Origin of the sequence: Streptomyces sp. P9-A4 (assembly GCF_036634195.1) — a bacterium.
In the GTDB taxonomy this organism is placed as follows: domain Bacteria; phylum Actinomycetota; class Actinomycetes; order Streptomycetales; family Streptomycetaceae; genus Streptomyces.
This window is the reverse complement of the sequence record NZ_JAZIFY010000001.1, coordinates 2,342,783-2,367,647: the sequence shown is the minus strand read 5'-3', so window position 1 is coordinate 2,367,647 and position 24,865 is coordinate 2,342,783. Positions and strand designations below refer to the sequence as shown.

At 72.1% G+C, this 24,865-nt stretch carries 17 protein-coding genes; 16 read left to right on the top strand and 1 reads right to left on the bottom strand.

Going from position 1 to position 24,865, the window contains the following annotated elements; genetic code table 11:
* The first annotated feature begins 17 nt into the window (after positions 1 to 17).
* The 11 genes from V4Y03_RS10655 (at position 18) to galE (ending at position 18,089) form a co-directional block, all read left to right on the top strand.
* Complete coding sequence (locus tag V4Y03_RS10655) at positions 18 to 1,532, top strand: CYTH and CHAD domain-containing protein (protein ID WP_332434759.1); 1,515 nt, start codon at positions 18 to 20, stop codon at positions 1,530 to 1,532.
* A gap of 52 nt (positions 1,533 to 1,584) precedes the next feature.
* Complete coding sequence (locus V4Y03_RS10650) at positions 1,585 to 3,513, top strand: TIGR03960 family B12-binding radical SAM protein (protein ID WP_332434758.1); 1,929 nt, start codon at positions 1,585 to 1,587, stop codon at positions 3,511 to 3,513.
* A 425-nt stretch (positions 3,514 to 3,938) separates the two neighbouring features.
* Entirely contained in the window at positions 3,939 to 4,730 is a 792-nt protein-coding gene (locus tag V4Y03_RS10645) for a TIGR03936 family radical SAM-associated protein (RefSeq protein WP_317878341.1), read from the top strand.
* Between the two features lie 233 nt (positions 4,731 to 4,963).
* Complete coding sequence (locus V4Y03_RS10640) at positions 4,964 to 8,761, top strand: Rne/Rng family ribonuclease (RefSeq protein WP_332434757.1); 3,798 nt, start codon at positions 4,964 to 4,966, stop codon at positions 8,759 to 8,761.
* A 243-nt stretch (positions 8,762 to 9,004) separates the two neighbouring features.
* Positions 9,005 to 9,325, top strand: a complete 321-nt coding sequence (rplU, locus tag V4Y03_RS10635) for a 50S ribosomal protein L21 (RefSeq protein ID WP_056558958.1) — start codon at positions 9,005 to 9,007, stop codon at positions 9,323 to 9,325.
* Between the two features lie 13 nt (positions 9,326 to 9,338).
* Positions 9,339 to 9,593 carry a 50S ribosomal protein L27 gene (gene rpmA / locus V4Y03_RS10630; protein WP_056558961.1) on the top strand — a complete coding sequence of 85 codons (255 nt, stop codon included), beginning with the start codon at positions 9,339 to 9,341 and terminating at the stop codon, positions 9,591 to 9,593.
* A 106-nt stretch (positions 9,594 to 9,699) separates the two neighbouring features.
* A complete protein-coding gene (gene obgE, locus V4Y03_RS10625) occupies positions 9,700 to 11,139 on the top strand; it encodes a GTPase ObgE (RefSeq protein ID WP_332434755.1) in 1,440 nt (479 codons plus the stop codon).
* Between the two features lie 69 nt (positions 11,140 to 11,208).
* Positions 11,209 to 12,846, top strand: a complete 1,638-nt coding sequence (locus V4Y03_RS10620; protein ID WP_332434754.1) for a glycosyltransferase family 2 protein — start codon at positions 11,209 to 11,211, stop codon at positions 12,844 to 12,846.
* Positions 12,847 to 13,054: 208 nt separating this feature from the next.
* Positions 13,055 to 15,838 (top strand): bifunctional glycosyltransferase/CDP-glycerol:glycerophosphate glycerophosphotransferase, encoded by a 2,784-nt coding sequence (locus V4Y03_RS10615; protein ID WP_332434753.1) that lies wholly within the window; start codon positions 13,055 to 13,057, stop codon positions 15,836 to 15,838.
* On the top strand, positions 15,831 to 16,985 hold the full coding sequence (locus V4Y03_RS10610) for a glycosyltransferase (RefSeq protein WP_317877879.1): 1,155 nt from the start codon (positions 15,831 to 15,833) through the stop codon (positions 16,983 to 16,985). The genes V4Y03_RS10615 and V4Y03_RS10610 overlap by 8 nt, the downstream gene beginning before the upstream one ends.
* Positions 16,986 to 17,096: 111 nt before the next feature.
* Positions 17,097 to 18,089 (top strand): UDP-glucose 4-epimerase GalE, encoded by a 993-nt coding sequence (galE, locus tag V4Y03_RS10605; protein WP_317877878.1) that lies wholly within the window; start codon positions 17,097 to 17,099, stop codon positions 18,087 to 18,089.
* Positions 18,090 to 18,184: 95 nt separating this feature from the next.
* On the opposite strand, the gene V4Y03_RS10600 is transcribed toward galE, so the two are convergent.
* Positions 18,185 to 19,795, bottom strand: a complete 1,611-nt coding sequence (locus V4Y03_RS10600) for a hypothetical protein (RefSeq protein ID WP_332434752.1) — start codon at positions 19,793 to 19,795, stop codon at positions 18,185 to 18,187.
* Between the two features lie 230 nt (positions 19,796 to 20,025).
* On the opposite strand from V4Y03_RS10600, the gene V4Y03_RS10595 reads away from it, so the two are divergent.
* The 5 genes from V4Y03_RS10595 (at position 20,026) to V4Y03_RS10575 (ending at position 24,791) form a co-directional block, all read left to right on the top strand.
* A complete protein-coding gene (locus V4Y03_RS10595) occupies positions 20,026 to 21,021 on the top strand; it encodes a glycosyltransferase family 2 protein (protein ID WP_332434751.1) in 996 nt (331 codons plus the stop codon).
* Entirely contained in the window at positions 21,021 to 21,503 is a 483-nt protein-coding gene (locus V4Y03_RS10590) for a GtrA family protein (RefSeq protein ID WP_317877687.1), read from the top strand. Before V4Y03_RS10595 ends, V4Y03_RS10590 begins: the two co-directional genes overlap by 1 nt.
* A 134-nt stretch (positions 21,504 to 21,637) precedes the next feature.
* Positions 21,638 to 22,741, top strand: a complete 1,104-nt coding sequence (gene proB, locus V4Y03_RS10585; protein ID WP_332437147.1) for a glutamate 5-kinase — start codon at positions 21,638 to 21,640, stop codon at positions 22,739 to 22,741.
* 156 nt (positions 22,742 to 22,897) lie between these two features.
* Positions 22,898 to 23,419, top strand: a complete 522-nt coding sequence (locus tag V4Y03_RS10580; RefSeq protein WP_317877686.1) for a hypothetical protein — start codon at positions 22,898 to 22,900, stop codon at positions 23,417 to 23,419.
* Between the two features lie 88 nt (positions 23,420 to 23,507).
* Positions 23,508 to 24,791 carry a glutamate-5-semialdehyde dehydrogenase gene (locus tag V4Y03_RS10575; protein WP_332434749.1) on the top strand — a complete coding sequence of 428 codons (1,284 nt, stop codon included), beginning with the start codon at positions 23,508 to 23,510 and terminating at the stop codon, positions 24,789 to 24,791.
* Positions 24,792 to 24,865 lie beyond the last annotated feature (74 nt).

Genomic DNA, 24,865 nt, shown 5'->3' with positions numbered 1-24,865 from the left:
GCGACTAGATTCGAGGTATGGCCGAGACGAAGCGCGAGATCGAGCGGAAGTACGAAGCCACCGGAGAGACACCCGTACCGGACCTCACCCGGGTCCGGGGGGTCTCCGAGGTCCTGGACCGGGGCGTCATGGAACTCGACGCCGTCTACTACGACACCCCCGACCTGCGCCTCGCCGCCGACGCGCTCACCCTCCGCCGCCGCACCGGCGGGGACGACGCGGGCTGGCACCTGAAGTTCCCGGTGGCCTCCGGAATCCGCGACGAGATCAGGGCCCCGCTGGCCGACACCCTGCCGGGTGAGCTGGCGGGGCTCCTGCGTTCCCGCGTCCGCGAGAGCGAGGTCGTCCCCGTCGTCCGCCTCCGCTCCGCGCGCGACGTCCGCCACCTCGTCGACGCGGACGGCGCGCTCCTCGCCGAACTCTCCGTCGACACCGTCCACGCCGAACGGCTGCCGGGCGGCGCGGTGACCGCCTGGACCGAGATCGAGGTCGAACTCGCCGACGACACCGACCCGGCGTTCCTGGACGCCGTGGAGAAACGCCTCCGGAAGGCGGGCATCGCACCCGCCGCGTCGGCGTCGAAAGTGGCGAGGGCGCTGGCGGAGACGGGCGCCGGGCCCCGGACGACGGCCACCCCGGGAAAACCCGGCACCGCCGGGGCCGCCGTCCTCACCTACGTACGCGAACAGGTCGAGGCGATCGTTGCGTACGACCCCGCCGTCCGGCGCGACCTGCCCGACGCCGTGCACCAGCTGCGCGTCGCCTGCCGGCGGCTGCGCAGCGCCTTCAAGACGTACCGGCACGTCCTCGACCGCGAACGCACCGACCCCCTCGGCGAGGAACTGAAGTGGCTCGCCGCGGAACTCGGCGTCGCCCGCGACCAGGAAGTCCTCGACGAACGGCTGCGCGCCCGCGTGAAGACGCTGCCCCGCACCCTCGTCCTCGGCCCGGTCATGGCCCGGCTGCGCTTCCGGGCCGTCGCCCTCGGCGCGGACGCCCGGCAGCAGGTCCTCACCGCTCTCGACTCCGCCCGCCACCTCGCCCTCCTCGAAGCCCTCGACGCGCTCCTCGCCGAGCCGCCGCTGCGCAAGGCGGCGGGCCGCGACGCCCGGAAGGTCCTCGCCCGCGCCGTCCGCCATGACCACGACCGGCTCGCCGGCCGGATCGGGCACGCCCTCGCGCTCGACCCCGGCCACGAGCGCGACCTCGCCCTCCACGAGGCCCGCAAGGCCGCCAAACGCGCCCGTTACGCGGCCGAGGCGGCCCGCCCCACCCTCGGCAAGCCCGCGAAGCGGCTCGCGAAACGGGTGAAGGCCGTGCAGTCCCTGCTGGGCGAGCACCAGGACGCCGTCGTCGCCCGCGCGGCCCTGCGCGAACTGGGCGTCCAGGCCGACGGCGCCGGCGAGACGGCCTTCACCTGGGGACTCCTGTACGGCAGGGAGGAAGCCGCCGCCGAGGCCGCCGAGCGGGAGCTGCCCGAGGTCTGGGCCCGCGCCTCGGCCCCAAGACTCAAGGCGGCTCTGAGCCGCTGAGCACCGGGGTACGCTTGAGAGTCGCCCCCCTGCCAGCTCACGAAGGTTCGAGATGTCTGCTGCCGAGTCTGTCTTCCCGCAGCTCGAAGCTCTGCTCCCGCACGTGCAGAAGCCGATTCAGTACGTCGGTGGAGAGCTGAACTCCACGGTCAAGCCCTGGGAGTCCGCCGACGTCCGCTGGGCGCTGATGTACCCGGACGCGTACGAGGTCGGTCTGCCCAACCAGGGCGTCATGATCCTGTACGAGGTGCTCAACGAGCGCGAGGGCGTCCTCGCCGAGCGCACCTACAGCGTCTGGCCGGACCTCGAAGAGCTGATGCGGGAGCACAAGGTCCCGCAGTTCACTGTGGATTCGCACCGCCCGGTGAGTGCGTTCGACGTCTTCGGCCTGAGCTTCTCCACGGAGCTCGGCTACACGAACATGCTCACGGCCCTGGACCTGGCGGGCATCCCGCTCGACGCGGCGGACCGCACCGTCGACCACCCGATCGTGCTCGCCGGCGGCCACGCCGCCTTCAACCCCGAGCCGATCGCGGACTTCATCGACGCGGCGATCATCGGCGACGGCGAGCAGGCCGTCCTCGACATGACCGAGATCATCCGCGCCTGGAAGGCCGAGGGCAGGCCGGGCGGCCGCGAGGAGGTCCTCTTCCGCCTCGCGAAGACCGGCTCGGTGTACATCCCGCGCTTCTACGACGTCGAGTACCTGCCGGACGGCCGTATCGGCCGTGTCGTGCCCAACAGGTCCGGTGTCCCGTGGCGCGTCTCCAAGCACACCGTCATGGACCTCGACGAGTGGCCCTACCCCAAGCAGCCCCTCGTGCCGCTCGCGGAGACCGTCCACGAGCGCATGTCCGTCGAGATCTTCCGCGGCTGCACCCGCGGCTGCCGTTTCTGCCAGGCCGGCATGATCACGCGCCCCGTGCGGGAGCGAAGCATCACCGGCATCGGCGAGATGGTCGAGAAGGGCCTCAAGGCGACGGGCTTCGAGGAGGTCGGCCTCCTCTCGCTCTCCTCGGCGGACCACTCCGAGATCGGTGAGATCGCGAAGGGCCTCGCGGACCGGTACACGGAGGACAAGGTGGGCCTGTCCCTCCCGTCCACCCGTGTCGACGCGTTCAACGTCGACCTGGCCAACGAACTGACCAGGAACGGGCGCCGCTCCGGCCTGACCTTCGCCCCCGAGGGCGGCTCCGAGCGCATGCGCAAGGTCATCAACAAGATGGTCTCGGAGGAGGACCTCATCCGGACCGTCTCCACCGCGTACGGCAACGGCTGGCGCCAGGTGAAGCTGTACTTCATGTGCGGCCTGCCGACGGAGACCGACGAGGACGTCCTCCAGATCGCCGACATGGCGATGAACGTGATCGCCGAGGGCCGCAAGGTCTCCGGCCAGAACGACATCCGCTGCACCGTCTCCATCGGCGGCTTCGTGCCCAAGCCGCACACACCGTTCCAGTGGGCCCCGCAGCTGTCGGCCGAGGAGACGGACGAGCGGCTGCGCAAGCTCCGCGACAAGATCCGCGGCGACAAGAAGTACGGCCGCTCGATCGGCTTCCGCTACCACGACGGCAAGCCCGGCATCGTCGAGGGCCTGCTCTCGCGCGGCGACCGCCGCATCGGCGCCGTCATCCGCGCGGTCTACGAGGACGGCGGTCGCTTCGACGGCTGGCGCGAGCACTTCTCGTACGACCGCTGGATGGCCTGCGCGGAGAAGACGCTGCCCGACTTCGGCGTCGACGTCGCCTGGTACACGACCCGCGAGCGCACCTACGAGGAGGTCCTGCCCTGGGACCACCTGGACTCCGGTCTCGACAAGGACTGGCTCTGGGAGGACTGGCAGGACTCCCTCGACGAGACCGAGGTCGAGGACTGCCGCTGGACGCCTTGCTTCGACTGCGGCGTCTGCCCGCAGATGGACACCCACATCCAGATCGGCCCGACCGGCAAGAAGCTGCTGCCGCTGACGGTCGTGAAGTAGGTCCGTTCGGGTAACACTCCGGCGACGGCCCGGCGCGAGAGGAAACCTCGCGCCGGGCCGTCGCGTCATTTCCCGCCCGCAAGGCCGCCGTCGTATCGGGGCGGGCGGTCCGGGACGCGCTCGCCTCGGCCCGCGCCGCGGTGCGCGAGGCGCGCCGGGACGCCCGGCGTCCCCTGGTCGGCGGAGCCCGGTCGACCGAGCCCGGGGAACCCGAGGCGGCTCGGGCGCGTACTCTGGGTAGTACAACGAACGTCCCCGGAGAGGCGCCCGCCCCCGAGATCTCCCCGCGCGAGCGGGGGTGAACCGGGCGGGACCCCCAGGGCGACCCGTACATCTCGTGGACGGCGCGCACCCGCGTCGCCCCGCACCGAGGAGAAGAACCACTGGGCAAGCGACAGCCCGAAGGCCCGCCGCCCGCACCGGCGGTGCAGCGCATCCGACTGCGCTACACCAAGCGCGGCCGCCTCCGGTTCACCAGCCACCGTGACTTCCAGCGCGCTTTCGAGCGTGCGCTGCGCCGTGCCGAGGTGCCCATGGCGTACTCGGCCGGCTTCACCCCGCACCCCAAGGTGTCGTACGCCAACGCCGCCCCGACGGGTACGGGCTCCGAGGCCGAGTACCTGGAGATCGCGCTCACCGCGACGCGCGACCCGGAGACCCTCCGGGCCCTGCTCGACGAGTCCCTCCCGGCCGGCCTCGACATCACCGACGCCGTCGAGGCCCGGACCTCGGGTCTCGCCGACCGGCTCACCGCCTCCGTGTGGGAGCTGCGGCTCGAAGGCGTCACCGTCGACGAGGCCGAGAAGGCCGTCGAGGCGTTTCTCGCGGCCGAGACCGTGGAAGTACAGCGCAAGACCAAGAACGGCGTCCGCACCTTCGACGCGCGTTCCGCGGTCACCGAGCTGACGGCGGCAGGTACCCAGGGCGATCCCCAGGGTGATAGGCCGCTGGACAGCGCCTGTGCGATACTGCGGCTGGTTGTTCGGCACGTGACACCTGCCGTGCGACCCGACGACGTCCTGTCCGGTCTCCGAGCCGTGGCCGACCTGGCGCCGCCGGTCCCCGCTGCGGTGACCAGGCTGGCGCAGGGGCTCTTCGACGAGGAGTCCGGCACGGTGACCGACCCGCTCGCGCCCGACCGCGAGGCAGCCACGGCCGCATCTACCACTGCCGCCGGGACCGCCTCTGCGACGGCGCCGGGTGCCGGCACCGCGTAAGGAGCAGTCGTCGTAGCGCAGCCCTCGTACTCGGGAGCCACCTGGGTCGGGCCGCGCACTGACCAGGAGACTTTCGCCAGGCCGTCCGCACAGGGCGTACGGAACCGGCGAGCCAGACATAGAGCTCCCGTGCGGCGCCCGCGCCCCGGACGGCGGCACCGCGCCTCAGGCGCGACCGTGCCGCCGGACCGGAACCAGGCGCGGCGCCCGGGAGCGTGACGGGAGAACCCCGCATGCTCGAGTCCAACGAAGACACCAACGCCCCCGGTGACAAGCTGCCGCCGCGCCGCAGGCGCCGCGCCGCTTCCCGCCCCGCCGGTCCGCCGGTGACGGGCACCACCGCCGATTCCGCCGAGGCCACGGCGACCGCCGAGACCCCGGCCGCCGAGGCCGCCCCGGCGGAGACCGAGGCCGCCGCGCCGCGCACCCGCCGCCGCGCCACCCGCAAGACCGCCGCACCGGTCGTCGAGACCACCGAGGCCTCCGAGACGGCGCCGGAGCCGGTCGTCGAGACCGTCGCCGCCGAGGCCGTCGCGTCCGAAGCCGTCGAGGAGGCCCCCGAGGCCGCCCCCGCCCGCCCGCGCCGTCGCGCCACCCGTAAGGCCACCTCGCCGGTGACCTCCACGGCCACCGCCGAGGCGCCCGCCGAGCCGGTCGTCGAGGCCGTCGCCGCCGAGGTCGTGGAGGAGGCCGCGCCGCCGGCCCGTACCCGCCGCCGTGCCACCCGTAAGGCCACCGCGCCGGCCGCCGCCGAGGAGGCCGCGGAGACCGCGGTCGCCGCCGCCGAGCCGGTCGTCGAGGCCGTCGCGGCCGAGGTCGTGGAAGAGGCCGCCGCGCCCGCCCCGCGTACCCGCCGCCGTGCCACCCGCCAGGCCACCTCGCCCGAGCCGGCCGCCGAGGCCGCCGCCACCGGCGAGTCGCTGCCCACCGCCGCCGTCGCGCAGATCGCCGCCGACGAGGCCGAGGTCACCGCCGCCGAGACCGCCGCCACCCGTGGCCGCGGCCGTCGTCGCGCGACCTCCCCGCAGTTCACCTCCGAGCCGGCCCCGGTCAGGGAGACGCGCCGCGCCGCGCGCCCCGCCGTCGCCGTCTTCCAGGCCCCGGTCTTCGCCGAGCCCATGTTCCAGACCCCGGAGACCGCCGCCGCGGCCGCCGCCGTCGTCGCCGTCGAGCCGGAGGACGAGGAGGAGACGGTCGAGGAGATCGAGGCCGTCGAGCCCGAGGTCGTCGAGGCCCCCGAGCCCGCCGAGCGTGACGGGGCCGGCTCCCGCCGTCGCCGCCGTCGCCGTGGCGAGCCCGTCGCCGTCGAACCCGTCCCGGCCACCGTCGCCGACGAGCCCGAGGTCGAGGACGTCGCCGACGAGGCGGAGGCCGAGGAGGCCGAGGAGTCGGACGAGTACGAGGACCGCCCGTCCCGCCGTCGCCGTCGTGGCGGCCGTCGTCGCCGTCGCGGCGAGCTCACCGAGGTCGAGGAGGCCGAGGAGGGCGAGGAGCCGCACGCCGAGGACGACACCGACGAGTCCGAGGAGGGCGAGGAGGAGCAGGACGAGGCCGAGGGCTACGCCGGCGGCTCCAGCAGCTCCCGCCGTCGCCGTCGCCGCCGCCGTCGCAGCGGGGACGCCTCCGCCGAGGCCGAGGCCGCCGACGAGGAAGGCGTCCGTACGGTCGTCAAGGTCCGCGAGCCCCGCCCGGCCCGTGAGAAGGCCGAGCCCGGCACCGGCGCCGACGAGGTCCAGTCCATCAAGGGCTCGACCCGCCTGGAGGCCAAGAAGCAGCGCCGCCGCGAAGGCCGCGAGCAGGGCCGCCGCCGCGTCCCGATCATCACCGAGGCCGAGTTCCTGGCCCGCCGCGAGGCCGTCGAGCGCGTCATGGTCGTCCGCCAGAACGGCGAGCGCACCCAGATCGGCGTCCTCGAGGACAACGTGCTCGTCGAGCACTACGTCAACAAGGAGCAGGCCACCTCGTACGTCGGCAACGTCTACCTGGGCAAGGTCCAGAACGTGCTGCCGTCCATGGAGGCCGCCTTCGTCGACATCGGCAAGGGCCGCAACGCCGTCCTGTACGCCGGTGAGGTCAACTTCGAGGCGCTCGGCATGGGCCACGGCCCGCGCCGCATCGAGTCCGCCCTCAAGTCCGGCCAGTCGGTCCTCGTCCAGGTGACGAAGGACCCGATCGGCCACAAGGGCGCCCGTCTGACCAGCCAGGTCTCGCTGCCCGGCCGCTACCTCGTGTACGTGCCCGAGGGCTCGATGACCGGCATCAGCCGCAAGCTCCCGGACACCGAGCGCGCCCGCCTCAAGACCATCCTCAAGAAGATCGTCCCCGAGGACGCGGGCGTCATCGTGCGCACCGCCGCCGAGGGCGCGAGCGAGGACGAGCTGCGCCGCGACGTCGAGCGACTGCAGGCGCAGTGGGAGGACATCCAGAAGAAGGCGAAGAGCGGCAACGCCCCGACGCTGCTCTACGGCGAGCCGGACATGACCGTCCGGGTCGTCCGCGACATCTTCAACGAGGACTTCTCCAAGGTCATCGTCAGCGGTGACGAGGCCTGGGAGACCATCCACGGCTATGTGCACCACGTCGCCCCGGACCTCACCGACCGCCTGTCCAAGTGGACGAGCGAGGTCGACGTCTTCGCGACGTACCGGATCGACGAGCAGCTCATGAAGGCGCTGGACCGCAAGGTCTGGCTGCCGAGCGGCGGCTCGCTGGTGATCGACAAGACCGAGGCGATGATCGTCGTCGACGTCAACACCGGCAAGTTCACCGGCCAGGGCGGCAACCTCGAAGAGACCGTGACGAGGAACAACCTCGAAGCGGCCGAGGAGATCGTGCGCCAGCTGCGGCTGCGCGACCTCGGCGGCATCGTCGTCATCGACTTCATCGACATGGTCCTGGAGTCCAACCGCGACCTGGTGCTCCGTCGCCTCCTGGAGTGCCTGGGCCGGGACCGGACCAAGCACCAGGTGGCCGAGGTCACCTCGCTCGGCCTGGTGCAGATGACCCGCAAGCGGGTCGGCCAGGGCCTCCTGGAGTCCTTCTCCGAGACCTGCGTCCACTGCAACGGCCGCGGTGTCATCGTGCACATGGAGCAGCCGACCACCGCCGGTGGCGGGGGCGGCGGCAAGCGGGCGAAGAAGCGTGGCCGCGGCGGCGCCGAGCACGTCCACGAGCACGAGCACGAGCACGCCGAGGCCGTGGAGACCGGGGCGGAGACCGCCGAGGCCGAGACCGAGGACGAGGTCGCCGCCGAGCTGGCCGCCCCGGTGGCCCTGCCCGAGCCGATCGCCCCGGACGAGGAGCTGTACGGCTCCATCGCCGAGGCGGAGGCCGCCGCCACGCGCGGTCGTGGCCGTCGTCGCGCCACCCGCCGGGTGTCCGCGCCGGTCGCCCCGCGGCCGGTCGTGGAGACCGAGAGCGTGGAGTTCGAGCCGAAGCCGGAGCCCGTCGTGGCGCCGGAGCCGGTCGTCGAGCAGGCCGTGGCGCCCGAGCCCGTCGTCGAGCCGGTGGCTGAGCCCGTCGCCGAGGAGACCGCGGCCCCGGCCCCGCGCGGCCGTCGCCGTGCCACCCGCCGGGCGACCTCCCCGGTCGTCTCGACCACGGAGCCGGCCGCCGCCGAGGCCGTCGCCGAGCCGGTCGTCGAGACCGCCCCGGAGCCCGTCGCGGAGCCGGTGGCCGAGCCCGTCGTCGAGGAGGCCCCCGTGGCCGCCCCGCCGCGTGCCCGCCGCCGGGTGGTCCGCAAGGCCACCGCGCCCGCCGGTTCGCCCTCGGGCGCCGAGGAGGCGGCCGTCGTCGTGGTGACCGCGGCCCCGGCCGAGGCCGAAGCGGCGACCGAGGCAGAGGCCGAGGCCGAGCCCGCCCCCGTCAAGAAGACGGCGGCGCGCAAGACCGCGGCGAAGAAGGCCACGGCCAAGAAGGCCGCCACCAAGAAGACGGCGGCGACCAAGAAGACCGCGGCGAAGAAGACCACCGCCAAGAAGGCCCCGGCCAAGAAGGCGGCGGAGAAGACCGCCGCCCCGGCCCAGGACTGACCGGCGGGTACGGGCCGCCCCCCGACCGGGGGCGGCCCGTACCGCACGGGCGAATTTGACCCTCCGAGGCCGCCGCCCGTAACCTAGACCGTCGGCGTGTCGATCGACATGCCGCGCCTCTGAGCACCTCCCTCCCGTTCGCCGGGAGAGGCCGCTCGTCCGATTCCGGAACGCCGCGGGCCCTCGGGTCCGTGTGAGCGGCTGGCTTCAGAGGTTTCGATCCCGAGTGAGAGAGAGATCCGCGTGTACGCCATCGTGCGCAGCGGTGGTCGTCAGCACAAGGTTGCTGTCGGCGACATCGTTGAAGTTGACAAGATTCCCACGGCCAAGGTTGGCGACACGGTCGAGCTCTCGACCCTGCTCGTTGTCGACGGCGACGCCGTGACCAGCGACCCGTGGGTGCTGGCCGGGATCAAGGTCCAGGCCGAGATCGTGGACCACCACAAGGGTGCCAAGATCGACATCCTGCGCTACAAGAACAAGACCGGCTACCGCCGTCGCCAGGGTCACCGCCAGCAGTACACGGCGATCAAGGTCACCGGTATCCCCGCGGCTGCGAAGTAAGAGGGACTGAGACATGGCACACAAGAAGGGCGCATCTTCCACCCGGAACGGGCGCGACTCCAATGCCCAGCGGCTCGGCGTGAAGCGCTTCGGCGGTCAGCTCGTCAACGCGGGTGAGATCCTGATCCGCCAGCGTGGCACGCACTTCCACCCCGGCTCCGGCGTCGGCCGTGGCGGCGACGACACGCTGTTCGCCCTGCAGGCCGGTTCGGTGCAGTTCGGCACCCACCGTGGCCGCAAGGTCGTGAACATCGTTCCGGTCGCCTGATCGGTTCTTTTGCGGAGGCGGACCTCACTTCCCGTACGGGAAGCGGGTCCGCCTTTCGCGTGTTACTAGATAGACATTCAGTACGTAAATAGATGGAGGCACAACCATGACCACCTTCGTGGACCGCGTCGAGCTGCATGTCGCCGCGGGTAACGGAGGCCACGGCTGCGCCTCCGTTCACCGGGAGAAGTTCAAGCCGCTCGGCGGACCCGACGGCGGCAACGGCGGCCGTGGCGGCGATGTGACCCTGGTCGTCGACCAGGCGGTCACCACCCTCCTCGACTACCACCACTCGCCGCACCGCAAGGCGACCAACGGTCAGCCCGGTGCCGGTGACAACCGCTCCGGCAAGGACGGCCAGGACCTGGTCCTGCCCGTGCCCGACGGCACCGTCGTCCTCGACAAGGAGGGCAACGTCCTCGCCGACCTCGTCGGTCACGGAACCACCTTCGTCGCGGGCCAGGGCGGTCGCGGCGGCCTCGGCAACGCGGCGCTGTCCTCCGCGCGCCGCAAGGCCCCCGGCTTCGCGCTGCTCGGCGAGCCCGGTGAGGCGGGGGACGTCGTCCTGGAGCTCAAGACCGTCGCCGACGTGGCGCTCGTCGGCTACCCGAGCGCCGGCAAGTCCTCGCTGATCTCGGTCCTCTCGGCCGCCAAGCCGAAGATCGCGGACTACCCCTTCACCACGCTCGTCCCGAACCTGGGCGTCGTCACCGCCGGTTCGACCGTCTACACGATCGCCGACGTGCCGGGCCTCATCCCGGGCGCGAGCCAGGGCCGCGGCCTGGGCCTGGAGTTCCTCCGCCACGTGGAGCGCTGCTCGGTCCTGGTCCACGTCCTGGACACCGCGACCCTCGAATCGGACCGTGACCCGGTCAGCGACCTCGACATCATCGAGGAGGAGCTGCGGCAGTACGGCGGTCTTGAGGACCGGCCCCGCATCGTCGTCCTCAACAAGGTCGACATCCCGGACGGCCAGGACCTCGCGGACATGATCCGCCCGGAGCTGGAGGAGCGCGGCTACCAGGTGTTCGAGGTCTCCGCCGTCGCGCGGCTGGGCCTCAAGGAGCTGTCCTTCGCCCTCGCCGGCATCGTCGGAGAGGCGCGCGCGGCCAAGCCGCAGGAGGAGGCGACCCGGATCGTCATCCGCCCGAAGGCCGTCGACGACGCGGGCTTCACGGTCACGTACGACGAGGCCGAGGACGTGTACCGGGTGCGCGGCGAGAAGCCGGAGCGCTGGGTCCGCCAGACCGACTTCAGCAACGACGAGGCCGTCGGCTACCTGGCCGACCGTCTCAACCGCCTCGGCGTCGAGGACCGCCTGATGAAGGCGGGCGCCCGCGCGGGCGACGGCGTCGCGATCGGCTCCGAGGAGAACGCGGTCGTCTTCGACTGGGAGCCCTCGATGATGGCCGGCGCCGAGATGCTCGGCCGCCGAGGCGAGGACCACCGCCTGGAGGCCCCCCGCCCGGCAGCCCAGCGCCGCCGCGACCGCGACGCGGAACGCGACGACGCACAGCGCGAGTACGACGAGTTCGACCCGTTCTAGCGGGTCTCGGGGGCCGGGCCTTGGGCCCGGCCCCCTTTGGGTGCTGGTGGGGGCACGTAGGATTCCCGGGTGAGTGAGAGTTCCCGGCCGTTGGGCCCCGCGCGTGTCAGTGTCGTCGTCATCGCGTACAACGACGCGGCGCATGTCGGTGACGCCGTGCGTTCCGCGCTCGCGCAGGGGGACGCCGTCGGTGAGGTGATCGTCGTCGACGACGCCTCCGGGGACACGACCCCCGAGGTGCTCGCCGGGTTCGCCGGCGAGCCGCGCGTACGGCCGCTGCCGCGGACCGAGAACAGCGGCGGCTGCGGCACCCCCCGTAACGACGGCATCGCCGCCGCCGTACACCCCTACGTCCTGTTCCTGGACAGCGACGACCTGCTCCTCCCCGGCGCCGTCGACGGGCTGCTCGCCGTCGCCGAAGAGCAGCGCACGGACGTCGTCGCCGGCGTCTGCGTGCGCCGCGAGCTGCCCGAGGGCCGCGAGACCGTCTGGGCGCCCTCGCTGTACGACGTGTCGCAGGGCGCCACGCTCCCCGGCACCGTCCTCGACGGCGTCGAGGACCACCCCGAGTTCCTCCTCGACACCCTCTCGGTGAACAAGCTCTACCGCCGCGACTTCCTCGCCCGGCACGCCGTCCGCTTCCCCGACGGCGCCTTCCACTACGAGGACTTCGTCTTCAGCGCCCGCGTCCAGGCCGCCCGCCCCCGGCTCGCCGTCACCGACGTGCCCGTCTACGTCTGGCACGTACGGCGCCAGGCCGCGACCCTGTCGATCTCGCTGCGCCGCGCCTCCCTCGCCAACTGGGAGCACCGGCTCGCCGCGCACGCCGCCGTCGTCGACGTGTTCCGTACGGCCGCCCGGCCCGCGCTCGCCCGCGCCGCGCAGACGAAGTTCCTCGACTACGACCTCCCCATGTACCTGCGCGAACTGCCGCAGCGCACCGCCGAGTACCGGGCCGGCTGGTGGACGGTCACCCGCGCGCACCTGGCCGGCTTCGAGGCCGCCGCGGTCGCCGACGCCGAGGCGCCCTCCCGCTGGCTGCACGCCGCCTTCGCGGCCCTGGCCGCCGTACCGGAGGGCCGGGAGCTGACCCGGTTCGTCGAGTTGGCCGCGCCCCGGCCCCGGCTCGTCCCCCCTTACCCGCGCGCCGGGGACGGCACCCCGGTGCTGGCCGCCGCGCCCGCCGACGTACCCCTCGACGGTCTCGGGGAGCTCGGGCCCGACGCGCTTCCGGTGGCGGTGGACGGCGAGGTGACCGTCGGCGCGTCGACCCGGCTGACCCTGACCGTCCACGATCTGTACGGGCGTGTCGCCGCGCTCGCCCCCCTCTCCGTCGGCGTGTCGTTCACCGAGCGGGTCTCCGCCGACGAGGTGTCGGCCGAGGCGCCGCTGCTTCCCGTGGAGGAGGGCTGGACGGCCACCGTGTCGCTGCCGACGTCGAAGCTGCTGCGCGCGGGCCGGCTCGCCGCCTGGTCGCTCCACGCCGAGCTGCGGTACGCGGACGGTTCGACCGGGACGGCCGAGGTCAGGGCCCCGCAGGGCTTCGCGGGACGGCGCGGAATGGTCCTCGGGAGGCTCGGCCGGGTGCTGCTCGTCCAGGTCGTGGCCTCGGCGCGGCGGGGCCTCGTGCTCCGGTTCGCGGGAGGCGCGGTGGGCGCCCGTCAGGTGATGTCGGGCCGCTTCAAGAGGCTGTTTGCCATGCGGTGAACATCACTGAATGTGCGGGAGAGCAGGTATGGAACAATTCCTCCTGCCGGGTAGTCTTTCCGGTCGCCGGGTGGCGCTCATCGTGCAGATGCGGCGGCACCCCCACCTTTGAAGGCCGTAGTGCGCCATCGACCGTGGCGCTGGCAGCGCCGCAGCCGGCCGGGACGCGTACCGGACGTTGCCGCCCCGCACTTGTGAGAGGACTTGGATGCCGACTAGCGACGTCCCTGATGTGAGCGTCGTCATCATCGTCTACAACGATGAGGAACGGCTCCCGCGAGCGGTCCGGTCGGTGCTCGACCAGACCCTGAACAACCTCGAAGTGATCATCGCCGACGACTGTTCGACCGATGGCACCGAGCGCGTCGCGCGTTCTCTTGAGGCCTCCGACCCGCGTGTGCGCTACGTGCGTCTGGAGCAGAACAGCGGTGGCTGCAGCGCCCCCCGCAACCGCGGCATCGCGGTCGCCCGCGCCCCGTACGTCATGTTCCTGGACAGTGACGACGAGCTGCCCCGCCACGCCTGCAAGAGCCTGCTCCTCGTCGCCGAGGAGACCGGGGTCGACTTCGTCACCGGCGAGGTGACCCGTCTCTTCGAGGAGACGAACACCACCGGCCTCTGGTACCCGCACCTCTTCACCGAGAAGCGGGTCGTCAACGGCATCGCCGAGAGCCCCGAGTACTTCTTCGACCACCTGTCGACGAACAAGCTCTACCGGACCGCCTTCATCCGGGACCACGCCCTGGCCTTCCCCGAGGGCATCCACTACGAGGACCAGCTGTTCTCCGCGCAGGCGTTCACGCTCGCGGAGTCCTTCGCCGTCGCCCCGTGGTCGGTCTACACCTGGCGCCTCGCCCCGGAGAGCGTCTCCATCTCCTCCAGCCGGCACAAGATCCAGAACGTCGCGGACCGCATCGGCGTGGCCCGGCTCATCGACGCCTGGTTCGAGGAGCAGGGCCGCGGGGAGCTGCGCGCGGAGAAGGACTACAAGTTCCTCCGCCACGACTTCCGCCTGTACCTGGGCGACCTGCCGTTCCGCGACCTCGAGTGGATCGCCGAGTTCGCCGAGGTGGTGAACCCGTACCTGGACGAGATCTCCGACGAGACCTACGCCCGGCTCTCCCGCGAGGAGCGCATCTGCATCCACCTGCTGCGCACCGGCCGCCTCGAAGACCTCCAGCTCGCCGCGCGCCAGCTCGGCCGGCCGCAGATCGCCCCCCGCTCCGTGACCGAGCAGGACGGCACCGAGTACTGGGGCGCCGTCGCGCCCGCCGACGACACGAGCCGCGCCGAGCTGGACATCGGCGAGTGGCACATGCGCGACCAGGTGCTGGCCACCGGCCGCATCCGGCACGAGCTGACCTCCGTGACGATGCACGGCCCGGTCATGCGCCTCGAGATCCACACGTACGACCCGGCCGGTCTGATCACCGAGGGCACCGTGGCCTCCGTGAAGCTGGCCGCGCACAAGACGCCGCTCTCGGTGCCGCTGACGCTCCGTCCGCAGGGCGAGGGGGAGTACAGCTCCTCGGTCGAGCTGGACCTGCGCAAGGTGCCCGTCGGCAAGGTCGGCGTGGCGACCCGCCGCCACCCGGTGGTCGCGCTGGAGCGGGACGGTTCGCGCCGCACCGACATACTGCTGGCCCGGCACGACCAGCCGGACTTCCGCGCCACCGTGACGTACCACACCTTCGGCATCCACCACCTCCGCGTCAGGGCGGAGCAGAAGGGCGCCGGCCGTCTCGAGGTCACCTGGGAGCGTTCGGGTGTCCTGAAGTCGCTCGAACCGTTCGGCCCGTACGCCCGCAAGGCCAAGGGCAAGGTCGGCAAGGTCAGGAAGATCCTCGTCGGCAACGAGGGCAAGGCCACCGCGTACGACGCCGTGTCCAAGCTCCCGCGCAAGCGCAGCCTCGCCGTCTTCGAGGCGATGGAGGGCCGCGGTTACGCCGACAGCCCGCGCTACATCTACGAGGAGCTCAAGCGCCGCAACCTCCCCATAGACGTGGTCTGGGCGTACTCCGGCGACCGTTCGTCCTTCCCGAAGGACGTCACCCTCGTCAAGCGCGGCAGCTTCGCGTACGGCCGCGCGCTGGCCCGCGCCACGTACTGGGTGGACTCGCACAACCTGCCGTACCTGTACCCGAAGCCGAAGGGCACCCGGTACCTGCAGACCTGGCACGGCCAGACGTTCAAGGCGATGGGCTTCGACGTGCCGTCGCTGCGCGGTGCCTCGGACATCGAGAAGGGGCGCTTCCGCGCCGCCGTGGGCCGCTGGGACGCGCTGGTCTGCCCGAGCGCCGAGTTCGAGCGGACCTTCGTCCCGGCCTTCGAGGTCTCGGCCGACCTGATCCGCTCCGGCTACCCGCGCAACGACGTGCTGGTGCGCTGGGCGGAGCCCGAGCAGCAGACCAGGGCCGCCGCCGTCCGCGAGGCCCTGCGCATCCCGGCCGGCAAGAAGGTGCTGCTCTACGCCCCGACCTTCCGCGACGCGGCCCGCCGCACCGGACAGTCGGTACGGGTGGACCTGGAGGCGCTGGCCCCGCACCTCTCCGATGACTGGGTCATCATCGTGCGGACCCACCCGTACGACCGGTTCACCATCACCCCGGAGCTGGGTCACTTCCTGCGGGACGGCTCCTCCTACGCCGACATCAACGATGTGATGCTGGCCTCGGACGCGGTCCTCACGGACTACTCGTCGCTGATGTTCGACTACGCCAACACGGGCCGTCCGATCCTGCTCTACACGGACGACTACGAGGCGTACAAGGGCGGCGACCGCGGCACGTACTACGACCTGGAGGAGATCGCTCCGGGTCCGATGCTGACGACCACCGAGGACCTCGCCGCCGCCGTGCGGGACCTCGACGGCACACAGGAGCGGCACGCGCAGCGGTACGCGCGCTTCCAGGAAATGTTCTGCTCGTACGAGACCGGCCACGCCAGCAAGATGGTGGTCGATGCTTTTTTCGAAGGCGGCACCCATGACTGAGGCCTCCCCTGTCCGCACCGTGTTCTTCGTCGGCATCGACGTCGACTCGATGGGTGGATCCCAGCGGGTGCTGCACACCCTCGCCCAGGGCATGGGGGAGCGGGGCCACCGCGTCGAGCTGATCGGCATCCGGCCCAGCCCGGAGCCCTTCCCGTACAACGCCACGCGCGCGTACCGGCACTCGACGCTCTACCCGGCCCCCGCCGAGCCCAAGCCGCCCGTGCGCACGGTCGGCGACCGGCTCAGCCTGGCCCGGCGCGCCGACACCCGGCGTGCGCGCTCCGACCGCGACAACGCGCGGGCGGAGTTCGAGCGGAAGCTCGCGGAGGTCGAGGACGGCTACATCGTCTTCGGCTCGCCGTGGGCGGTGGACTGGGTCATGCCGCTGAAGTGGCGCCACCTCAAGGGCATCGGCCAGTACCACGAGTCCTTCGCGCAGGCGAAGCGCAGCGCCAACCTGGGCCTGATCCGGCGTCACTACCCGGAGCTGGAGCAGACCCTGGTGCTCTCCGAGGGCGACGCGGTCGAGTTCGTCAACCAGCGCGTGCCGAACGTGCGGGTCATGCCGAACCCGCTGCCGTTCTACCCGGACGAGCTGGCCCCGCTCGACACCCGCAGGATCGGCGCGGTCGGCCGGCTCGACCCGATCAAGCGGTACGACCGGATGATCGAGGCCTTCGCGCAGGCCCACAAGGGCCGCGACGGCTGGGAGCTGCACCTCTTCGGCGAGGGCCCGCTGGAGGAGGAACTCCGGATGCGCGCCGAGGACCTCGGCGTCGCCGAGCAGGTCGTCTTCCGGGGCACGGCGCAGGACATGGCCGCCGCCTACCGCGAGCTGTCGGTCGTCGCGATCAGCAGTGAGCGCGAGGGCCGGCCGATGGCGCTGGCCGAGGCCGCCGCCTGCGGTGTGCCGTGTGTGAGCTTCGACGTCTCCGGCGGTGTCCGCGAGCTCGTCGCGGACGGCGTGACCGGCACCCTGGTGCCGCCGGCCGACGTGCCGGGACTCGCCGCCGCGCTGGGCGAACTGATGGACGACGACGAGCTGCGTCTGCGGTACGGCAGGGCGGGGCGCGAGCACGTCGCGCACCTGGCGCTGCCGCACGTGCTCGACCAGTGGGAGGCGGCGTTCGAGGAGATCGAGCGCTAGGACCTGCCCGTCACAGGTACGGAAAAGCCCCGCCGGGAGACCTCTCCCGGCGGGGCCTTCCGCGTCCGGCGGCCCCGGCCGGGGCCCGAAGGGCATGGCTACACTGTCGGAATGACCTGGCTCATCACCGGCGGCGCCGGTTACATCGGTTCCCACGTCGTCAAAGCAATGACCGAGGGCGGCGAGCGCGTCGTCGTGGCCGACGACCTCAGCACCGGCAACCCGGCGCGCGTCCCGGCGGGCGTCGTCCTCGAAGAGGGCACGGTCCTCGACCGCGCGTTCCTCGACCGGGTGCTGCGCGAGCACGAGATCACGGGCATCGTCCACCTCGCGGGCAAGAAGCAGGTCGGCGAGTCGGTCGAGAAGCCGCTGTACTACTACCACGAGAACGTGACGGGTCTGCAGACGATCCTCGACGCGGCGGCCTCGGCCGGTGTGAAGAGCTTCCTGTTCTCCTCCTCCGCCTCCGTGTACGGCATGCCCGACGTGGACCTCGTCACCGAGGACACCGCCTGCCTGCCGCTCAGCCCGTACGGCGAGACCAAGCTCGTCGGCGAGTGGATGGCGCGCGCCGTCGGCCAGGCCCACGGTCTGTCCACCGCCTGCCTGCGGTACTTCAACGTGGCGGGCGCGGCGGCGCCGGAGCTCGCCGACACCGGTGTCTTCAACCTGGTGCCGATGGTCTTCGAGCGGCTCGACGCCGGCGAGTCCCCCCGTATCTTCGGCGACGACTACCCGACGCCGGACGGCACCTGCATCCGCGACTACATCCACGTCGCCGACATCGCCTCCGCCCACCTGGCGGCGGCCCGCGCGCTCGCGGCGGCGGGCGAGGCCGGCGAGACGGCCACGCTGACCCTGAACATCGGGCGCGGCGAGGGTGTGTCGGTGCGCGAGATGGTGAACCTGATCAACGAGGTCACCGGGCACAGCGTCGAGCCCCTGGTCACCCCGCGCCGGCCGGGCGACCCGGCCCGCGTGGTCGCCTCGGCGGAGCGCATCGAGACGGCGCTCGGCTGGAAGGCGCAGCACGACGTGCGCTCGATGATCACCTCCGCCTGGGAGGGCTGGGGCGCGAACAGGGCGGTCGGCGCGACCGTCTGACAGTTCTTCTTCCAGGTTTCTCGCGGTCTCGCGGTCTCGCGGTTCTCGTGAAGGCGGGGCGTCCCGGATTCGGGGCGCCCCGCCTTCATGTGTGCTCAGGGCCGGTGGATGCGGTCCACGCGGTAGTACGTGGCCGCGCACTGCGCCACCCAGTCCCGCGCGTACGAGGAGGCGAAGAGCGGCTCGCTGAGGCCGCCGATGAGGAGCGGCCGGTACGCGACGTCCCGGGCGCCCGCCGCCACCTCCGCCCTGATCCGGGTGTTCTGGCGGTCCCAGGCCACGCTGCGCACCACCGTGACCTTCGTCAGCGTGTACACCGGCTGCACCAGGGCGGCCACGCTCCCGACGGCGACCGCACCGGCCGCCACGAGCGCCGCCGCGCGTCCGGCGGGCCGCCCGGGTGCCCGCAGGCGGCGGGCGAGGGAGTGCCCGCCCCAGGCGCCGTACGCGCAGAGGGCGAGCAGCAGCGGCAGGAGAAAGCTCGTCCAGGCGCGGCCGTACGTCCAGCCGGCGTCCCCGTAGCCGCTGCGCAGTCCGAGGACGACGGCGAGCGAGGCCAGGGCGATCAGGGGCACCGGAAGGAGCACCGCCACCAGGAACAGCCTGCGGGGCGGCAGCCCGGGGGACGGGCGGCGGGGGCGGGTGTCCTGCCGGCCGTGCCGGGTGCCGGTGTCCCGCCTCGGGGTGGTGGCGGCCAGCGCCAGGCCGAGGAGCGCGCCGACGGCGACCGCCCCCAGGTACGCCCACTGGCCGCCGATCGTCTGCCAGAGGCGCAGCCAGTCGTGGAACGTATCTCCGATCTCCGCCGCCGACAGCGGGTCCTGCGGGTGCTGGGTGCGCCGCCACCGGGCGCCGGGGGAGGTGTAGAGCAGGGTGAGGCCGGTGGCGAGGCCGAGGCAGGCCGCCGCGCACCAGGTGCTCACGTACCGGTCCGCGGCCCAGCCGAGCCGGGGCAGACAGAGCACGGCGACGGTGGCCGCGAGCAGCCCGGCCACCAGGGTGAACGGTTCGCTCAGCATGCCGACGGCCATCCCCACCAGGAGCACCGACGCGACGGCGGCGGTCCTCGCCCACCGCAGGCCGCTGCGCGCGGCCCGGACGGCACCGAGCACGGCCCAGATGCCGATCACGCTCGGCAGGGTGTGGGAGATGGTCGCCGGTGCCCAGAGGAGTACCTGGTAGCTACGGGTGCCCGCGAAGAACAGCAGCGCTGGGAGGAGCGCGGCGGCGGCGACGAGCGGCACGAGGGGCGGGGCGGGGTGGCCGCCGGGCGGTTCCGCGGCGGGGCGCAGCGCGCGCAGCGCCGCGCGGCCGAGGAAGAACAGCCCCGTGCAGAGCGCGACCACCAGGAAGGCGGGCATCAGCTTCGGCCCCCGCATGTCGTCGGAGTAGAGCAGACCGGTCAGGAAGGCGTTGGTGACCCGACCGTTCTGGGTGCGGTAGAAGTCCCCGGTGATGCCGAGGACGCCCATGTCGCGGGCCTTCCAGAGGGCGCACCAGTCGTCCGACGTGGGGCGTACGTAGAGCCCGAGGAAGGCTCCGACCGCGAGCAGCGCCCCGGCGCCGGCGGCGACGACGAGCGCCACCAGGGGGAGTGCCCGCCGCAGAACGCCCCCGGAGTCCTCGTCCCGGCCGTCGTCGTTCCGTCCGCCGCCGTGGTCCGGCATTCGTGCGTCACCACGCTCCGAGAAGGTCGTCCTGCTCACCGGTCATCGCTCCACGGGGCTCTATGGGTGACAAAAGGTTAAAAATGCCTCGTATATCAATATCTTCCCTTCATGCTTTGCTGCATGGACGACATGCCGACCGGGGTCGGTCACTCGGGCGACGCCGGACGGTCACCGCCGCTCCGTACCCTGGCCGCGCTGCTCGAAGGAGAGTTCGGTGGCGGTCCCTCAGGACGTACTCTCGCCCATCCCTCTGGAGTGACCGTTCCATGACCAGGCTTTCCGTCGTCGTCCCCTGCTTCAACGAGGAGGACGTCGTCGACCGCTTCGACGCGCGCATGCGCCAGGTGCTCGACACGCTCCCCGTCGGCTACGAGATCTGCTACGTCGACGACGGCAGCTCCGACGGAACGCTGGGCAAGCTGCGCGAGATCGCCGCCCGGCACCCGCACCGCACCCAGTACGCCTCCTTCAGCCGCAACTTCGGCAAGGAGGCCGCCATGCTCGCCGGCCTGCGCAAGTCCACCGGCGACGCCGTGGTCATCATGGACGCCGACCTCCAGCACCCGCCGGAACTCCTGGCGCGGATGCTCGACCTCCACCACCAGGGCCACGACCAGGTCATAGCGCGACGCACCCGCGAGGGCGACAAGAAGCTCCGCTCCGCCCTCAGCCGGATGTACTACCGGGGCGTCAACCGCTGGGTCGACGTGGAACTCACCGACGGCGTCGGGGACTTCCGGCTGCTGTCCCGCCCCGCCGTCGACGCCCTGCTCTCGCTCCCCGAGTACAACCGCTTCTCCAAGGGCCTGTTCTCCTGGATCGGCTTCGACACCGTCACCTTCGACTACCAGAACGCCGCACGCGAGGGCGGTGAGACGAAGTGGAAGTTCAGTTCCCTGCTCAACTACGGCATGGACGGGCTGATCTCCTTCAACAACCGCCCCCTGCGCATCGCCCTCTGGCTCGGGATGATGCTCAGCGGCCTCGCCGCGCTGTACGCCGTCTGGGTGACCGCCGCCGCCGTCACCCAGGGCGTCACCGCCCCCGGTTACGTCACCCTGGTCGCGATCATCGTGGGCCTCGGGGGCGTGCAGATGGTGATGCTGGGGCTGATCGGCGAGTACATCGGCCGCATCTACTACGAGACCAAGCGCCGGCCGCACTTCCTCGTGAAGGAGACCCACCGCTCCTTCGGCCGGGGCGCCGCCGAACGCGCCGCCGCCGAGCGCATCCGCGTCGTGGCCACCGAGGGGGAGCGCTGATGGCCGCCGGCTCCGGCGCGACCCGGCGCGGACGTCTCGCCCAGATATTCCGCTTCGCCCTGGTCGGCGGGGTCAACACCGGCACTTTCTTCGGCTGTTACCTGCTGCTCCACCCCTGGATGCCGTACTTCGCCGCGTACTCCCTCGCCTTCGTCCTCAGCATGGTCGGCTCCTTCTTCCTCAACACCTACTTCACCTACCGCACCCGGCCGACCTGGAAGAAGTTCGCCCTCTTCCCGCTCACCAACGTCACCAACTACCTGGTGCAGAGCGCCGGTCTGTACGTGCTCGTCACCTGGGCCGGAATGGACGACAGGATCGCGCCACTCGTCGCCGCCGTCGTCGCCATCCCCTTCACGTATCTGATCTCCCGGCGGATCCTGGTGCCACGCGGCGCCGGACCGGATGACGGCGGACCGGATACCGGCGACTCCGGTCCAGGGAGCGAAACGGACGAGCGGCGGCCCTCCCGGCTCGCGTAGATTGCCCTGGCAGCCGCGGCCCGGGAGCGCGCGGCACGCAGGACAGCCGAGTGAGGACGACGCAGGTGGCGACGCACGTGACGACGGAGATGACGACCCAGGTGGCGGCAGGGGCGGGCGTGGCGCGACCGTACGTGACGGAGGCCCGCAGGATCGTCGTCAAGGTCGGCTCCTCCTCGCTCACCACCGCCTCCGGAGGCCTCGACGCCGACCGCGTCGACGCCCTCGTCGACGTCCTCGCCAAGGTCCGCAGCGGCGGCGAGAAGGAGATCGTCCTCGTCTCCTCGGGTGCCATCGCCGCGGGGCTCGCCCCGCTCGGCCTCACCCGCCGCCCCAAGGACCTGGCCCGCCAGCAGGCCGCCGCCAGCGTCGGCCAGGGCCTGCTCGTCGCCCGCTACACCGCCTCCTTCGCCCGCTACGGCGTCCGCGTCGGACAGGTCCTCCTCACCACCGACGACACCAGCAGGCGCGCCCACTACCGCAACGCCTACCGGACCCTCGACCAGCTCCTCGCGATGGGCGCGCTGCCCGTCGTCAACGAGAACGACACCGTCGCCACCGACGAGATCCGCTTCGGCGACAACGACCGGCTCGCCGCCCTCGTCGCCCACCTGGTCCGCGCCGACCTGCTCGTGCTGCTCTCCGACATCGACGGGCTCTACGACGGGGACCCGGCCAAGCCCGGCACATCGAGGATCGCGCAGGTCACCGGCGCCGCGGACATCGCCCACGTCGAGATCGGCTCGGCGGGCAAGGCCGGGGTCGGCACCGGCGGCATGGTCACCAAGGTCGAGGCGGCCCGGATCGCCGCCGCCGCCGGCATCCCCGTCGTCCTCACCTCCGCGAGCCGCGCCGCCGACGCCCTCACCGGCCGCGACACCGGTACGTACTTCCACCGCACCGGCCGCCGCTCCGCCGACCGGCTCCTCTGGCTCGCCCACGCCTCCACCCCGCAGGGCTCCCTCACCCTGGACGACGGAGCCGTACGAGCCGTCGTCGACGGCAAGAAGTCCCTGCTCGCCGCCGGTATCGCCACGGTCGAGGGCGACTTCGTGGCCGGCGACCCCGTCGAGCTGCGCGACACCACCGGCCGGGCCGTCGCCCGCGGCCTCGTCAACTTCGACGCCAAGGAGCTGCCCCGGATGCTCGGGCGCTCCACCCACGCCCTCGCGAAGGAAATCGGGCCCGAGTACGAGCGCGAGGTCGTCCACCGCGACGACCTGGTCGTCATCGGCTGACCCCCGCGCCCCACCCGAAACGGCTGAAAGTGCGGCCATCCGGAAGGGACGTTTACTAAAACCGCCCCAAGTGCCGCCTCGGACTGGTCAACTTTGTCTCGGGGGTAAGAGCAAGGCGGGGGTACAGCACCACACGCATCACACAGGAGGCCGCCGGTGAGACGAGCGCGCCCTGGGGCACCGCCCCGCGGGACTGCCGAACGCGCCCTGACCAGTGTCGAGGCCGGAGCCGACTTCGACGAGGCACGGGACAGGTTCGAGGACAGGAAGACCGAACCCAGCACGGAGACACGCGAGGTGCGCGAGGCACGTGAGGCACGGGCCAAGGAACAGCCCGAGTCCAAGCTCTGGCACATCACCCTCAGCGTGTCGGGAGTGGAGTCACCGCTGAAGGAGGTACGACGCGGGCTCGAACAGCTGGCCCACGACCACCCCTTCCTGCTGACCAGCCGCTATGCCAACGACCACGCCGAGATCCGGTACTGGGAGGAGGCCCGCGACCTGCACGACGCGGCGGCCGTCGCCCTGCGCCTGTGGGGCGAGCACCGGCAGACCGCGAAGCTGCCGCCGTGGGAGATCGTCGGGCTGGAGGTCATCGACCGCGAGACCTACCACCAGCGCATCGCGGAGGGCTACGGCCCACCGCCGGCGGCCCCGGTCGGCGTCCACCCGTACTGAGGCGTGCACCCGTACGGAGCGGACGGCGCACGTCTCGGAGTGCGGGATACGTGAGGGATGTCCGCAGGGGTGCCAGTACCCTGCGGGCATGACCTCGCTCACGCCCCTCGACAACCTGTCCCCGGTCACCCGGGCCGCCTACCGGGCCCGTGGCGCCGCCGCCGAAATCGCGCCACTCCCGCGCGCGGCCAAGGACGACGCCCTGCTGGCGATCGCGGACGCCCTGGAAGTCCGTACCGCCGAGATCGTCGAGGCCAACGCCGAGGACATCGCCAAGGCCCGCGAGGCCGGGACCAGCGAATCCGTCATCGACCGGCTCACCCTCACCCCCGAGCGCGTCCGGGCCATCGCCGCCGACGTCCGTCATGTGGCCGCCCTGCCCGACCCCGTCGGCGAGGTCGTCCGGGGCTCCACCCTCCCCAACGGCATCGACCTGCGCCAGGTCCGCGTCCCGCTCGGCGTCGTCGGCATCATCTACGAGGCCCGGCCCAACGTCACCGTCGACGCCGCCGCCCTCTGCCTCAAGTCCGGCAACGCCGTCCTGCTCCGCGGCTCGTCCTCCGCGTACGCCTCCAACGCCGCCCTGGTGAAGGTGCTGCGCGACGCCATCGGCGGCGCCGGACTCCCCGCCGACGCCATCCAGCTGGTCCCCGGCGAGTCCCGCGAATCGGTCCGCGAGCTGATGCGCGCCCGCGGCCTCGTCGACGTCCTCATCCCGCGCGGCGGCGCCTCCCTGATCCGGACGGTCGTCGAGGAGTCCACCGTCCCCGTCATCGAGACCGGCACCGGCAACTGCCACGTCTACGTCGACGCGCAGACGGACCTCGACATGGCCGTCGACATCCTCATCAACTCCAAGGCCCACCGGGTCAGTGTCTGCAACGCCGCCGAGACCCTCCTCGTCCACCGGGACGTCGCCGAGGCCTTCCTGCCCATGGCCCTCGACGCCCTCGCGGAGGCCGGCGTCACCGTCCACGCCGACGAGCGGGTCCTCTCCCTCGCCGAGGGCTCCAAGGCCACCGTCGTCCCGGCCACCGCCGAGGACTGGGAGACCGAGTACCTCTCGTACGACATCGCCGCCGCCGTCGTCGACTCCCTCGACAAGGCCGTCGAGCACATCCGGATGTGGTCCTCCGGCCACACCGAGGCGATCGTCACCACCTCCCAGGCCGCCGCCCGCCGTTTCACCCAGCTGGTCGACTCGACCACGGTCGCCGTGAACGCCTCCACCCGCTTCACGGACGGCGGACAGTTCGGCTTCGGCGCCGAGATCGGCATCTCCACCCAGAAGCTGCACGCCCGGGGCCCCATGGGCCTTCCGGAGCTGACCTCGACCAAGTACATCGTCACCGGTGACGGTCACGTGCGGTAATCACCTCCTTTCGGTACGGGCGGGGAGGGTTCGCACTCTCCCTGCCCAAAACCACCTCGCGGGTCTACTCTGAA